Here is a 13659-nt window from a genome sequence, read left to right on the forward strand (position 1 = left end):
TGCTCCGCTTTTTCATTGCCGCTCGCTCAGACCGATGACTTGAGCAGCGGTGTGACGATGCGTTCCAGGCGGGCGCTGGTCCAGACCGGGTCCTTGTCGTCCCAGCCGTTGTCGACCAGGCGGCCATCTCGCCCTATCGTGAAACTGACCGGAATGCGCCAGATGCGGCCATATTCGCCCGCCCAGGGATTGCCCAGCAATCCCACCGGAAACGACAGGCGCGCGGCGAACTTGCGTACCTCGGCCAGTTGCTCGGCGCCATCCAGGCTGAAGCCCAGGATTTCCAGCCCCTGCTTGCGATACCGGGAGTAGTACTCGGACAACAGCGGCAGTTCGGCCAGGCAGGGACTGCACCAGGTCGCCCAGAAGGTCAGGATGACGACCTTGCCCAGCAGCTCAGGCGAGGCGATGCGCTGGCCATCGAGCGTGGTCAGCACCAGTGGTGGCGCAGCCTTGCCCACCACCAGTCCATTGGCCAGGGCCAGGCCGCTGCGGCCGGCCAGCGCCAGCCCGCCCGCACCGGCCAGGGCGGCACGCAGCCACAGGCGGCGTTGCAGGGAGTGGGCATCAGAAGGCAAGGCTGGCTCCGATATTGGCACTCCAGCGCGGGAACAACTGGTATCCCGACAACTGGCTGTAGAAGGCCTTTTGCACGAAGCCGTACACATGCAGGCGCGAGGCGACCTCGACGGTAGCGCCCGGGCTCAGATAGGCCACGGTGCCAGCCGTGTTGGCGGTATCGGCCAGGGCGCCCTGGTCGGCGCTCTTGTGGGTGAGGTTGATCTGCAGTTGCGGCACCAGCTTGGGGTCGGCCTCGTAGCGCAAGCCGAAGCTGATGTTGGCCTGGTTGCCGGGGCGGAAGTCGGCGTTGGCCTGGTCAAGCTTGTGGGCAATGGCGAACTGGTACTGGCCGTTAATGAAAGCGTCGAAATCCTGGCTGACGGGCTGGTAGTAGTAGGCGCCCAGGATCAGGTCGGTGCTGCCGGTGCCGGGTTGCAGGCTGGTATCGAGGGCCTGGCTGGCGGCGGCGTTGGGGCCGGAGGAGAAGAACACCGGGTTGCGGCCCACGGTCGCCCCGGTCACCACATTCTGGCCGCCGTAGTTGCCGGTGGGCAGCTTCACGCCCAGTTGCACGCCCAGGTTGTGGGTGGGCAGCCAGCCCTGGTAGCTGGTGACGAGCTTGATATCCCCGATACCGCTGCTGGTGGCCCCGCTGAGATTGTCGGCGCCCAGGTTGGCCGTGCCGGCATTGCCATAGGTGGTATGGCTGCGATCGATGTAGGGAATGGTGGCAGTGATATTCCATTCCGGCGTGGGCGTGTAGCTGATGCCCAGGTTGGTGTAGCGGTTGATGGTCTTGTTCTCGACTTCCTGCGCGCCGCCGGCATCATTGATGGCGGCCGCCTGACTGGCGGAGGCAGAGCTGCGCCCCGCGCGCAGCTGGTTCTGGTTGATGAAGGTGTAGTCGACGCTGACGCGCCAGCCGGTCTCGGCGGAATAGCCCATGGCGGCGTCGCTGCTGAGCGAGCAGCCGCAGGTGGCGCAGGCCAGGGCCAGGGCAGGCGTGCCCAGGGTCAAGGCCACGCCCAGCATCAGGCGTGAGACGGTCGGCGCCTTGCTGGAGGCGAGCGGGAAGGAGCTGGTTCGTGACATGGGAGCGTGACAGGAAAGGCCGCGACGGGCGTTGCATCATGGGAAAGCAGATGCAATCGATGGTAGCAGCCGGTCTTGCCGGTTGGCTGACGAACCGCTGACCCGGCCACAAAGGGAGGTGCGACATATTGTCGCGGCCGCTGTTGGCGGGATGCGCTCGGGCGACGTCCATGTCGTCCTGGATATATCAATTTTATTTGTTGGTTGCGCAATAATTATTGGTTATACATAAATATATCCTATCGATAGACTTGTGTTTCCTTGCTCTCCAAAGGGTCATTCCCGGCAAGCTCCACAATGTCTTTATAGGAATAGAAAATGAATTCGACTTCGTTGTTCCACCTGGCGTTTCCGGTCAAGGATATCGCCGAGGCGCGTGCCTTCTATGGCGACCTGCTGGGCTGCCCCGAAGGCCGCAGTGACGAGAAATGGGTGGACTTCAATTTCTACGGCCACCAGCTCGTCGCCCACCTGGCCCCGGACGAAGCCGGTTTCAGCGTGACCAATGATGTCGACGACCATAACGTTCCCTCGCGCCATTTCGGCGCCATCCTGCCCATCGAGGAATGGAATGCCCTGGCAGCCAAGCTCCAGGCCGCCAAGGTGAAATTCATCATCGAGCCCTACATCCGCTTCAAGGGTGAAGTCGGCGAGCAGGCCACGATGTTCTTCCTGGACCCGTCCGGCAATGCGCTGGAGTTCAAGTCCTTCGCCAACATGGATTACATCTTCGCGAAGTGATCCATACCGCGCAGGCGGGGTAGTGCGGCGCATGAGCAGTCTCATCACAGGGGGAAGCATGAAGCACGGGAAACGGATGGTGGCCGGCTTGCTGGCCACGATGGTCATGGGCGTCGTTCAGGCGGCGCCGGCTGAGGAGGTCGGCGGCACGCTCAGGAAGATCAAGGAGAAGGGGGCCATCGTGCTGGGCGTGCGTGATGCCGCCAAGCCCTTCTCCTATCTTAACGACAAGCAGGAATACGAAGGCTATGCGCTGGACATCTGCCTGGCCCTGGCGCGCAATGTGCAGCGCCAGCTGGGACTGCCGCAGCTCAAGATCACCATGGTCCCGGTCACTTCCTCGACCCGCTTGCCGTTGATCCAGAACGGTACCATCGACCTGGAATGCGGCAACACCACCAACACGGCTGAACGTCAGAACATCGTGGAGTTTTCACCGACCTATTATGTCAGCGGCTCCCGCTTCCTCTCCAGGAAGAGCAGTGGCATACAGGGATTGGCCGACCTCCGTGGCAAGCGCCTGGCCATCAATAGCGGTACGACCCACATCAAGTTGCTTGCTGCGCTCAACGACGAGCAGAAGCTGGGCATCGATATCCTGCCTTCACGCGATACCGCCGAAGGCATGCTGCTGCTGGAGACCGGACGGGTGGCGGCTTTCATGAACGACGACATCGTACTGGCTTCGCTGGCCGGTGGCAGCAAGATCAGGAATGAACTGGTCCTCAGCAGCGAGGCTCTGTCGGTAGAGCCGTTCGGGCTGATCTATCGCAAGAACGATCCCGAGTTCAAGAAGTTCGTCGAGTCCAATATCGGCAACCTCTTCAGGTCGGGCGATATCAACAAGCTCTACATGAAGTGGTTCCAGTCGCCGACGTTGCCCGGTGGCCAGAACCTGAACTGGCCGATGAGCGCCGAGACCCAGGCCGCCATCAGCAAGGTCACCAACTCGCCGGATCCGGCCGATTACGCACCGATCCCGAAGACGCAGCAAGCCGTCATCAAGAGGAAGTAGGCAGCAGCTACCTGGGCCAGTAGTACAGCCGGTCATGCAAGGACCCCGACACGCCTCTGGCGGCTCGGGGTCTTTTGCTGGCCACCCGGTCATCAGGCATTGGCACTGGCGGTGATCAGTTCGGCCAGTTGGCGTACCGGTTCGGACAGGGTGCGCCAGGTGCGATGCACCAGGCCGATATCGCGGTGGAAGGTGTGTTCGTCGAGATGGATGGCGCGCACGCCGGTGGGCCAATGACGATGGCCGGATGTCTCGGGTACCAGCGCCACGCCGACGTCATTGGCCACCAGCTTGATGATGGCTTCGAGCTCGTCGACCTCGCAACGTTCGTTGGGTGTAAAGGATCGGCTGCGCAGGAAGCGGTCGACCTGACGTCCTCCGAAGGAGGCGCGGTCGTAACGGATGAAGGGATAGGTCGCGAGGATCTCCTGCCAGTCTTTTCCCTTGACCGAGTGCGGCACGATGAGGCGGAAGGGCTCGCTGGCCAGCGTGGTCCAGTGCAGGTCCTTCTGCAGCGAAAAGGGCGGACGGATGACCACCGCCAGATCGATCTCGCCCGCATCCACCAGGTTGACCAGTTCCATCGAGAGCCCCGGCACGACACGGGTACGACACTGCGGCAACTGCAGGTAGAACGATGCCAGCGCCGATGGCAACAGCGAGCGCTGGATGGAGGCAATCGCACCCACCGTAATGAGCGTGGTGGCGGCCATGCCTTCATTGGTGCGGCCCAGGTTGTCATAGCGGCGGATGAGCTCCTGGGCCTGTGCCAGCACGTCGCGTCCGCTGCGGTTCAGGCGCACGGCACGACCATCGCGCTCGAACAGCGCCAGGCCGATCTCGCTCTCGAGGCGCTGCATCTGCGCACTGACGGCGGCCTGGGTGAGTCCGATCTTGTTGCCAGCTGCTGCGAATGTGCCTTCCCGCGCCACGGCGATCAAGGTCTTGAGCTCTTTGATCATACAAAAATATTATTTATCAATTTTAAAAATATATATTGATTTTATTTTTGTGTCGATCTTTCTATGATCCTCCTGACGACAAGAAGGAGGTCTGCATGAATCTGTTGGGACAATTGCTGGAGGCGGTCAAGCCTTCTCCCACCCTGGCCATCACGCGCCAGGCGGCGGAGATGCGCCGCAGCGGGATCGACGTGATCGGTCTGTCGCAGGGCGAGCCGGATTTCCCGACGCCCCCGCATATCTGCGAAGCGGCCAAGGCCGCCATCGACCAGGGACAGACCCGTTATACCGATGTGGATGGCACGCCCGAACTGAAGGCGGCCATCGCACGCAAGTTCGAACGCGAGAATGGACTGACCTATACGCCCCAGGAGATCAGCGTGGGGTCCGGCGGCAAGCAGGTCCTGTTCAATGCGTTGCTGGCTACGCTGAACCCCGGGGATGAGGTGATCATTCCGGCACCTTACTGGGTCTCCTATCCCGATATGGTGCGCATGGCCGGTGGTGTGCCGGTCGAGCTGCTCTGCGGCGAAGACCAGGGCTTCAAGCTCGACGCCGCGCAACTGGCGGCGGCCATCACGCCGCGTACCAAGTGGCTGATCCTCAATTCGCCCGGCAATCCCACCGGCGCTGGCTATGATGCCAGTGAACTGCTGGCATTGGGGGCCGAGCTGCTGCGCCATCCGCATGTGTACGTGCTCACCGACGACATGTACGAGCACCTGCGCTACGACGGCTGGCGTTTCGCCACCATCGCCCAGGTCTTGCCGGCGCTGAAGGCGCGCACGCTGACGGTCAATGGCGTCTCGAAGGCTTACGCGATGACCGGCTGGCGCATCGGCTATGCCGGCGGCCCGCGCCACCTGATCGCGGCGATGGCGACCATCCAGTCGCAAAGCACCAGCAATCCCTGCGCGATCGCCCAGGCGGCCGCGCTGGCGGCACTGGACGGGCCCATCGATTTCCTGGTCGAGCGCAACGAGATCTTCCGCGACCGGCGTGACCTCTGTCTGGACGCCTTCAACGCCACACCAGGCCTGTCTTGCCGCACGCCGCAGGGGGCGTTTTATCTGTTCCCCTCCTGTAGCGACCTGGTGGGAGCCACGACTACGCAGGGCCGGCGACTGGAGAACGACAACGACATCGGCCGCTATTTTCTCGACGAAGCCAAGGTCGCCGTGGTGCCAGGCAGTGCCTTCGGCGCCGAGGGTTTCTTCCGCATCTCGTTCGCCACTGCGACCGAGCGACTGGAGCAGGCCTGTGAACGCGTCATGCGCGCCTGCGCAAGATTGAACTGAAAGGAGCAAGTATGGACCTGAAGATCTCCGGGCGACGCGCCCTGGTGATGAGTGCCGGTGGTGGCCTCGGATCCGAAATCGCCCTGGCATTGGCCGCCGAAGGCGTAGAGATGTACCTGGCGGACCGCGATGCGGCCGCACTCGATGTGACCGCGCAGAGGATTCGCGAGGCCGGGGGCAATTGCAGCTGCTACACCTGGGACCTGGCCCAGCCCAACCAGTGGCAGGCCGGTATCGAGCAGGTGCTGCAACGCGCCGGCACGATCGACATCCTGGTCAACAATACCGGCGGACCACCACCAGGCCCGGCCCATGGCCACAGTACCGCGGTCTGGCGCAATGCCTTCGAATCCATGGTGCTGTCGGTGATCGGCATCACCGACCTGCTGTTGCCGGGCATGCGCGAGCAACGCTGGGGGCGGATCATTACCAGTACCTCCTCGGGCGTGGTAGCCCCCATTGCCAATCTCGGGCTGTCCAATGCCACGCGCATTTCGCTGCTGGGCTGGTCCAAGTCGCTGGCGCGCGAAGTGGCCCGCGACGGCGTGACGGTCAACGTCGTGGTGCCCGGGCGCATCGCCACGCGCCGTACGCAGTTCCTGGATGCCGCCCGGGCCGAGCGCGAAGGACGGGCCGCCGACGACATCGAAAAGGAAAGCGCCGCCAGCATCGCCATGGGCCGCTACGGTCGCCCCGAGGAATATGCCGATGTCGTGAGTTTCCTGGCCAGCGAGCGCGCCAGCTATGTCACCGGCAGCACGGTCAGGGTGGATGGCGGCCTGATCGCCAGTATCTAAGCCGTTTTTCAATCAACGATGAATGGAGCAACGATGAGCAGCCACGACGATATCGCCGCATTCAAGGCCCTGGAGGGCGTGACCACCGCAACCCTGACGACGATCCTGCTGAAGAAGGGTTTGCGCAACGTCTGGATCCGTGGCGCCTTGCCCACCACGGCGGCCGCCAGCAAGCGCGTGGTCGGTCGCGCCTTCACGGTGCGTTTCGTGCCGGCGCGCGAAGACCTGGCCACACCGGCTTCCTGGAGCTCGCCCAAGTCCACCCGCGCGGCCATCGAGAACATGCCTGCAGGCTGCGTGGCGGTGGTGGACGCCAACGGTGTCAAGGATGCCGGTTTCTGGGGGGATATCCTGTGCGCCCGCATGGCCAAGCGCGGCGTGGCCGCACTGGTGAGCGATGGCGTGGTACGCGACCTGGCCGGCGTGGAAAGCACCGGGCTGGCGGTCTGGGCTGCTGGCACAGCCGCGCCGCCTTCGGTGGCGGGCCTGACCTTCGTGGACTGGCAGCAACCGGTCGGCTGCGGGGGCGTGGCGATCTTCCCGGATGACGTTATCGTGGCCGACCGTGACGGGGCCGTGGTGATTCCGGCGGCGCTGCTCTCGGAAGTGGTCGAGATCGCCGTCGAGCAGGAACGCTTCGAGGGCTGGATCATGGAGCAGGTGCATGCGGGCATGCCGCTGCCGGGCCTGTATCCACCCAATGAAGAGAACAAGGCGCGTTACGAGGACTCCAAGAAATAAGCTCGCAGGAACGCCTATTGCTAGCGTCATCGCTGCCATCACTCTCCTGGCCGGGGCCGGAAGGGCGATGGCAGTTTTTTTTCGCCTGATTGGGGAGTGGAACCATGCTGACCTTCATCGAACAACAGGAAATGATTGCGCAACTGATGCGCGATATCCAGCGTCTGCAGGCCTGCGCTAACAGCACCGGGCAACAGTTGTCGGCCGACGAGGCCTTGCGGATCTGGAATCGTCATTCGCAGCAGAAGGGGGCGTGCTGGCTCCAGTTGCCCCCTTCCGACGAGTTGCTTGCGCGCGTGCTGGAGCAGGGACGCTGTCATCCATGATGGCTTCGCAGCGGTGGCGATGATGCGGATATTGCCCCGCCGTCTCGCCACGTCGGGCACAACAAGAGCCCGGCAGGTGGCGCACAAGCCTGGTGCGCAGGTGATAGGCCGGCGCTTTCGCCGCGTCATTGACCGCACATTTTCACGGGCACCGCCCTGGTGACCGGGGCTTCATTCTGATTTCCTTCAAGTCGAAAACGACTCGCAATCGGTTCGTGTCATCGATGGCGGGCCTTGCCACGTCCGCCCTTGCGCGCAGGTTGTGCTGCAAGCCGCTTCAGCCAAGGAGTGGGTCGATGCGTTGCAAAAAAACCTGCGATCGACATGGCGTGAAAGCGCACCTGTTTGGGCGCTTTCGCCCCAAGTTTGCTCACAAATTATCTTTGTGAATTCGTAAAAAATATATTGATTTACTTTGTTATATGTCATTCATAAACTGCGTCGAAATGTGCTGCAAATCGTGCGCAGTCCTTGAAGATCGGGGCCGCCAGGACCTGGCTCAAAGGCGTGTCTGATCGCACCCGCCTGTGCCGTTGCAATGTGTCCGCTTTTCCAAAGTCAACACGGAGATCCAAGCATCGTGAAGAGAATTCTGGTCGCCAATCGAGGCGAGATCGCCTGTCGCATCATTCGTGCTGCCAGGGCGTTGGGCATGGAGACCATCGCCGTATATTCGGATGCCGATGCCGGCGCGTTGCACTGCCAGATGGCCGACGTCGCGGTACACATCGGGCCTTCGCCAGCCACGCAAAGCTATCTGAACGTGGACGCGGTGCTGGCCGCCGGTATCGAACATGGTGCCCAGGGCGTGCATCCCGGCTATGGATTCCTGTCGGAGAACACGGTATTTGCCCGTGCCGCAGAAGCACGCGGCATGGCCTGGATCGGTCCTTCTCCCGAGAGCATCGAAGACATGGGCGACAAGCATCGTGCGCGCAGCATTGCCCAGCGCTGCGGCGTGCCGGTGTTGCCGGGCAGCGCGGCTTTTCTGCCGGGTGAGTCTCCCGAGCGCATCCTGCAGGCGGCACAGCGGGTCGGTTTCCCGCTGCTGGTGAAGGCCGCCGGTGGCGGTGGCGGGATCGGCATGAAGCTGGTCAACGACGCCTCCACCCTGGTTGCTGCGGTGGCATCGACGCAATCGCAGGCACTCAAGGCATTCAATGACGCCTCGGTCTACCTGGAGCGATACGTGGGCCGTGCACGTCATATCGAAGTGCAGGTCTTCGGTTACGGCGACGGTACTGCCGTCCATCTGTTCGAGCGCGAATGCTCGGTGCAACGGCGCTTCCAGAAGATCATCGAGGAAAGCCCGGCCCCCACGCTACCCGCACAGGTGCTGGAGCAGATGCTCGCGGCCGCCGTCGCACTGCCGATGGGACAGCGCTATCGCGGCGCTGGCACGGTGGAGTTCATCCTCGATGCGAACAGCCATGAGTTCTTCTTCCTGGAAATGAATACCCGTATCCAGGTGGAGCATGGTGTGACCGAGGCCATCACGGGCTGGGACCTGGTGCGCAGCCAGATCGAGTTGGCCGCTGGCCAGTTGCAGCCGCTGCCGCAGTCGGCGATCGGGCGCCGCGGTGCGGCCATCGAATGCCGCGTCTACGCGGAGAATCCGCTGAAGAATTTCCTGCCCTCGCCGGGCTTGCTGGAGCGCTTCGATTTTCCGGCGGCGCTCGATGGCGTTCGCATCGATACCGGCGTACGCCAGGGCGACACCATCACGCCGTTCTATGACCCGATGATCGCCAAGGTCATCACTTCCGGTGCCAATCGCGCACTCGCGCTAGAGCGCATGCAGCAGGTGCTGGGCATGACCGAGATCGGTGGCATCCGCCACAACCGTGAGTTCCTGCTGGCGGTGTTGCGTCACCCGGCTTTCGTTGCCGGCACGGTAGATACGCACTTCGTCGAGCGCGAGCGCCAGGCCTTGCTGGATGTGCTGGTCGAGACGGCACAGGCGACACCAGCACGCCAGGAGCAGCCGGCATGACGGCCCTCACCTGGGCGTGCTTTCCCGCAGGCGAGAACTGCCTGGTGATCGAGGCGCAGGGCGGCGATCCGCTGCAGCATAGTGCCTGGGCCGCCGCAGTCGCGGTGGCCTTGCGCGCGGCCGACATGGCCGGCGTCATCGAAGTGGTGCCGGCCATGCGCACGGTCGGCCTGCACTATGCTCCAGCCTCGTTGCGGTCGATGGCCGCGCCGGGTGAGATTGCCTACCAGACCCTGGTGCGCCTGGTGAGCCAGGTGATGCAGTCCCGGCACATGGACCAGCGGGGTGCCACGAGGATGATCGATATCCCGGTCTGCTACGGTGGTGCGCACGGGCCCGACCTGGAAGAGACTGCGCAGGCCTGTGGCCTGGCGGCGCCCGAGCTCGTTGCTCTGCACGCGCAGGGCGAGGTCACGGTGCAGATGATCGGCTTTGCGCCGGGGCATCCCTACATCGGTACCTTCGATTCGCGCCTGTCGCTGCCACGTCGTCCGCAGCCACGCACGTCGGTGCCGACCGGTTCGATCGGGTTGGCCAACCGCCAGAGTGTCATCTATCCGCTGGAACTTCCTGGCGGCTGGAACCTGATCGGTCGCACACCATTGAAGCTGTTCGACCCGCTGCGCCAGCCGGCCTGCCTGTTGCAGCCGGGCGACCAGGTAAGGTTCGTGCCGATTTCGCCTGAGGAGTTTGCTGCCATGGAGGGCATGCAATGAGCATCGTCGTCATCAAGCCGGGCGCCCTGAGCAGTTTCCAGGACCTTGGACGATTTGGCAGCCAGCATCTCGGCATTCCGGTATCGGGCGTCATGGATGAGCGCGCGCATCGCCAGGCCTGCATGCTGGTGGGCAATGCCGCCAGCGAGGCCAGCCTGGAGATCACCCTGATGGGACCGACACTGCAGTTCGAGGTGGCGACGCTGATCGCGGTCACCGGTGCCGATCTCGGTGCCGCGCTCAATGGCCAGGCACTGCCACTGGAGACGGCCGTGCCGGTGGCAGCGGGCGACCAGCTCTGCTTCGGCAAGCGCGTCGATGGTGTGCGAGCCTATCTGGCCGTTGCCGGAGGCTTTGCACTGACGCCGGTCATGGGTAGTACCAGTACCTATGTGCGCGGAGGATTCGGCGGGATCCACGGGCGGGGACTGCAGAAGGGTGACCGCATCGGCTTGCGCGATGCCGGCCTGCCTTCGCCATTGCCGGGTCGCGCCGTGAGTTACCCGGTCGATATCGCGCGACCGAAACCTGCGCCCCTGCGTATCGTGCCGGGCCGTGAATGGCATGCCTTTTCGGTGCAGGCACGTCAACGCATCGTCAGCGAGCCGTTTCGCATCAGCCCGAAATCGGATCGCATGGGATGCCGCCTGGAAGGCCCGGGCCTCGCACTGGACCAGGCCATGAATCTGCCATCGGAGGCGGTCACCTTCGGCACCATCCAGGTACCGCCGGATGGCTTGCCGATCGTGCTCATGGCGGACCGGCAATCGACCGGCGGCTATCCGCGTATCGCCAACATCGCCTCGGTGGATCTGCCGCGGCTGGCGCAGACGATGGCGGGAGAAACGGTGAGCTTCGAATGGATCACCCTGGGCCAGGCCCAGCAGCTGGCGATGGCGCAGTGCGAGATCTTCGAACGCATGGAGGGCGCTCTTGGCCAGCATGGATTTCAATCGTGATGCCGGAGCCACCGGCACGATCGCTGCTTTTTGACCACCACCACTCCCCACTGACACAGCACCCGACATGGCAAATGACATCGATATCCGTAGCGAGATCACCGGCACACTGCTGAAGTTCATCGCTGCGCCCAATACCCCGCTGGACGCTGGTGACGACGTCCTCATCATGGAATCCATGAAGATGGAAATCGCCGTCCAGGCACCCGTGGCGGGCTTCGTCTCCAGCTACCTTTTTGAAGAAGGTGTCACCGTGGACGAAGACGTCGTCATCGCCCGCTTCGTGGCGGATTGAGCAGCCGTTTTCCGTAGCGTGCGCGGGGCGTCGGTCCCGCAGCACAAGTCCCAGCTGACCGTCAGATTTCCGCGTGCCGTGACGGCACGTCGGAAGGGCGGGCTTACGTCTGGTCATTTCACTCGACAGAGTGTCTTCCCGTAGTCCATCAAAGGGGTTCACCAATGAATACCGCCAACAGCCTCAACAGCCACCCGTCGCTAGCGGGCCATGCCGGCAGCGCCGAGAAGGTCGATCCGCAGGCCCGCGCGACGGCGCGCAAGGCCGCCGTCGCCGCCTCGGCGGGGACGGCCATCGAATACTACGAGTTTGGCGTGTACGGTTACATGGCCGCAACGATAGGGCCACTGTTCTTCCCCAGCACCGATGCCACGGCCTCGTTGCTGGCGATCCTGGCGGTGTTCGGCAGCGCTTTCCTGATGCGTCCCATCGGCGGCATCGTACTGGGTCGCCTGGGAGACCGTATCGGACGTCGCGGCATCCTGCTGGTGACCGTGATCGGGATGGGCATCGCCACCGGCCTGATCGGCTTGTTGCCGACGGCCGCTACCGTGGGGATTGCCGCGCCGCTGATGCTGCTGGTGATTCGTCTTGTGCAGGGTTTCTTTGCCGGCGGCGAGGTGACCGGTGCGGCGGCCTACGTGGCTGAATGCGCACCGGCGGGGAAGCGGGGTTTCTATGGCGCCTTCACGCCGGTTGGCGTGGCCCTGGGTGGTTCGGTGGCGGCCGCTTTCTGTGGCATCAGCTCGGTGCTGCTCAGCCCGGCACAGATGGTCGAATGGGGATGGCGCATTCCGTTCCTGATGGCCATTCCGATGGTACTGGTCTCGACCGCCGTGCGTCGGCGCGTGGAGGAGTCGGCCGCATTCCAGGCCTTCCAGGCCGATCACGAACCGGCCAAGGCACCGCTGCGCGAAGTACTCACGGTGCATCCGGGCAAGGTCCTCAAGGTGACCGCGCTGGCCTTCGGGCAGAACGTGGGCTACTACGTGGGCCTGATCTTCATGAACATCTACATGACCACCTATCTGAAATACGACAAGACGGCGATCTACTGGATCATGGCTGCGGTGGGGGTGACCATGGCGCTGCTCATGCCTTTCTTCGGTGGCCTGTCGGACCGCTGGGGGCGTCGCCGGGTGCTGGCGCTGGGCTTTGTCGGCTACATGGTGCTGGTGTGGCCGATGATGATCCTGATGGACCAGCAAAGCCTGCCGCTGGCGGCGCTGGCGATGTTCATCATGGCCTTGCCACTGCCGATCGTGCAGTCCGTGGGTTATCCGACCTATGCGGAGCAATTCCCGACCAAGGTGCGCTATACCGGCATGGCCTTCAGCATCAATATCGGTGCCATCCTGGGTGGTGGTGTCACCCCCTACCTGGCGACCAGCCTGATGGCCTCGACCGGCAACCTGAAGTCGCCGGCGTTCCTGCTCATTGCGGCGGCAGTGTTCAGCTTGCTGGCCTTGTTGACAGTGCGCGAGACGTCAAAGGAAAGGCTGGCTTGAGTGCAGCGGCTACTCCTGCACGGGGGCGCTTATGGACGGGGTTGCCTGGACCGCGGGAGGCGCTGTGGGGACGGGTTGCAGCGGCTTCCCCATGTAGAGAAGCTGCATCATTTCCTGTTCGGCCATTGACTCATGCACGACAATAAATTCCATGCGCGGGGTCAATAGGCCCAGATTGGCGGCGGTTCGTATGAACTTGGTCTCGTTGGGATAGATCGTGAAGTCCAGCGTTATCACGGCGTCGGTGGTGGTCTTGGCCTGATACGAGCCAGCCGGCAGGTCGACAACGAAGAAGCCACCCGGGTCGGATCGACCCACGGCCTGGTTGTTGATGTAGATGAGCGGTCGGAAAGCGGCCGCGAAAAATGTGGAAGATCTCAGGAAGTAGACTCGCCCCTGCCCATTCTTGAGGGCCGGAATGCTCTTTCACTGCCTCCCGGCAACGAGCGCATTGGCCACAACCTGGGCCAGACCGTCCGAAGCTCTCTGAAGCCCATCAAGAGACTGATCGATGTTTACCGCGATGTCTTCATGCCGCGCGTAAGCGTATTTATCGTCTGGCTGTTGATTTGCATTGAAAACTGACCCACTTTCCCAGGAAATTTGCATCCAAAGTTGACCCATGTTTAGACCACAATCCTGCTCATCACAGCGA

The 13659-nt window shown here is 63.1% G+C and carries 16 protein-coding genes; 11 read left to right on the top strand and 5 right to left on the bottom strand.

Annotated elements, in window-relative coordinates:
- Positions 1-26: 26 nt before the first annotated feature.
- Together ACIPHN_RS19140 and ACIPHN_RS19145 are read right to left on the bottom strand one after the other, a co-directional pair.
- The gene (locus ACIPHN_RS19140; protein ID WP_400438676.1) at positions 27-578 is read right to left on the bottom strand and encodes a peroxiredoxin family protein; all 552 of its coding nucleotides are present in this window, start codon (positions 576-578) and stop codon (positions 27-29) included.
- Positions 568-1593 carry a transporter gene (locus ACIPHN_RS19145; RefSeq protein ID WP_400438735.1) on the bottom strand — a complete coding sequence of 342 codons (1026 nt, stop codon included), beginning with the start codon at positions 1591-1593 and terminating at the stop codon, positions 568-570. Before ACIPHN_RS19145 ends, ACIPHN_RS19140 begins: the two co-directional genes overlap by 11 nt.
- Before the next feature lie 378 nt (positions 1594-1971).
- On the opposite strand from ACIPHN_RS19145, the gene ACIPHN_RS19150 reads away from it, so the two are divergent.
- Positions 1972-2394 (top strand): VOC family protein, encoded by a 423-nt coding sequence (locus tag ACIPHN_RS19150; RefSeq protein WP_400438679.1) that lies wholly within the window; start codon positions 1972-1974, stop codon positions 2392-2394.
- Positions 2395-2452: 58 nt separating this feature from the next.
- Positions 2453-3409: an amino acid ABC transporter substrate-binding protein gene (locus ACIPHN_RS19155; protein WP_400438682.1), complete on the top strand. Its 957-nt coding sequence runs from the start codon at positions 2453-2455 to the stop codon at positions 3407-3409.
- A 92-nt stretch (positions 3410-3501) separates the two neighbouring features.
- Here the strand turns inward: ACIPHN_RS19155 and ACIPHN_RS19160 are convergent, their stop codons facing one another.
- A complete protein-coding gene (locus tag ACIPHN_RS19160) occupies positions 3502-4371 on the bottom strand; it encodes a LysR family transcriptional regulator (protein ID WP_400438684.1) in 870 nt (289 codons plus the stop codon).
- Positions 4372-4466: 95 nt separating this feature from the next.
- Between ACIPHN_RS19160 and ACIPHN_RS19165 the strand changes: the two genes are divergently transcribed.
- From ACIPHN_RS19165 to ACIPHN_RS19205, 9 genes are all read left to right on the top strand, one after another.
- Entirely contained in the window at positions 4467-5669 is a 1203-nt protein-coding gene (locus tag ACIPHN_RS19165) for a pyridoxal phosphate-dependent aminotransferase (RefSeq protein WP_400438687.1), read from the top strand.
- A gap of 11 nt (positions 5670-5680) precedes the next feature.
- Entirely contained in the window at positions 5681-6466 is a 786-nt protein-coding gene (locus ACIPHN_RS19170; protein ID WP_400438690.1) for an SDR family oxidoreductase, read from the top strand.
- 33 nt (positions 6467-6499) lie between these two features.
- The gene (locus tag ACIPHN_RS19175; RefSeq protein ID WP_400438693.1) at positions 6500-7207 is read left to right on the top strand and encodes a ribonuclease activity regulator RraA; all 708 of its coding nucleotides are present in this window, start codon (positions 6500-6502) and stop codon (positions 7205-7207) included.
- 104 nt (positions 7208-7311) lie between these two features.
- Positions 7312-7533, top strand: a complete 222-nt coding sequence (locus tag ACIPHN_RS19180) for a hypothetical protein (protein WP_400438695.1) — start codon at positions 7312-7314, stop codon at positions 7531-7533.
- Positions 7534-8113: 580 nt separating this feature from the next.
- A complete protein-coding gene (locus ACIPHN_RS19185; RefSeq protein ID WP_400438696.1) occupies positions 8114-9526 on the top strand; it encodes an acetyl/propionyl/methylcrotonyl-CoA carboxylase subunit alpha in 1413 nt (470 codons plus the stop codon).
- A complete protein-coding gene (gene pxpB, locus ACIPHN_RS19190; protein ID WP_400438699.1) occupies positions 9523-10242 on the top strand; it encodes a 5-oxoprolinase subunit PxpB in 720 nt (239 codons plus the stop codon). The genes ACIPHN_RS19185 and pxpB overlap by 4 nt, the downstream gene beginning before the upstream one ends.
- Positions 10239-11201, top strand: coding sequence for a biotin-dependent carboxyltransferase family protein (locus ACIPHN_RS19195; RefSeq protein ID WP_400438702.1), 963 nt, complete (start codon positions 10239-10241; stop codon positions 11199-11201). The genes pxpB and ACIPHN_RS19195 overlap by 4 nt, the downstream gene beginning before the upstream one ends.
- 67 nt (positions 11202-11268) lie before the next feature.
- Positions 11269-11496: an acetyl-CoA carboxylase biotin carboxyl carrier protein subunit gene (locus ACIPHN_RS19200; RefSeq protein ID WP_400438705.1), complete on the top strand. Its 228-nt coding sequence runs from the start codon at positions 11269-11271 to the stop codon at positions 11494-11496.
- 164 nt (positions 11497-11660) lie between these two features.
- Entirely contained in the window at positions 11661-13004 is a 1344-nt protein-coding gene (locus tag ACIPHN_RS19205; RefSeq protein ID WP_400438707.1) for an MFS transporter, read from the top strand.
- Positions 13005-13013: 9 nt separating this feature from the next.
- Here the strand turns inward: ACIPHN_RS19205 and ACIPHN_RS19210 are convergent, their stop codons facing one another.
- Entirely contained in the window at positions 13014-13424 is a 411-nt protein-coding gene (locus tag ACIPHN_RS19210) for a DUF2846 domain-containing protein (RefSeq protein ID WP_400438738.1), read from the bottom strand.
- 6 nt (positions 13425-13430) lie between these two features.
- Positions 13431-13659, bottom strand: a 229-nt coding sequence (locus ACIPHN_RS19215; RefSeq protein WP_400438710.1) for a hypothetical protein, incomplete at its 5' end; no start/stop codon positions are given.

It is taken from the genome of Herbaspirillum sp. NPDC087042, from assembly GCF_044745245.1.
GTDB lineage: Bacteria > Pseudomonadota > Gammaproteobacteria > Burkholderiales > Burkholderiaceae_D > Herbaspirillum.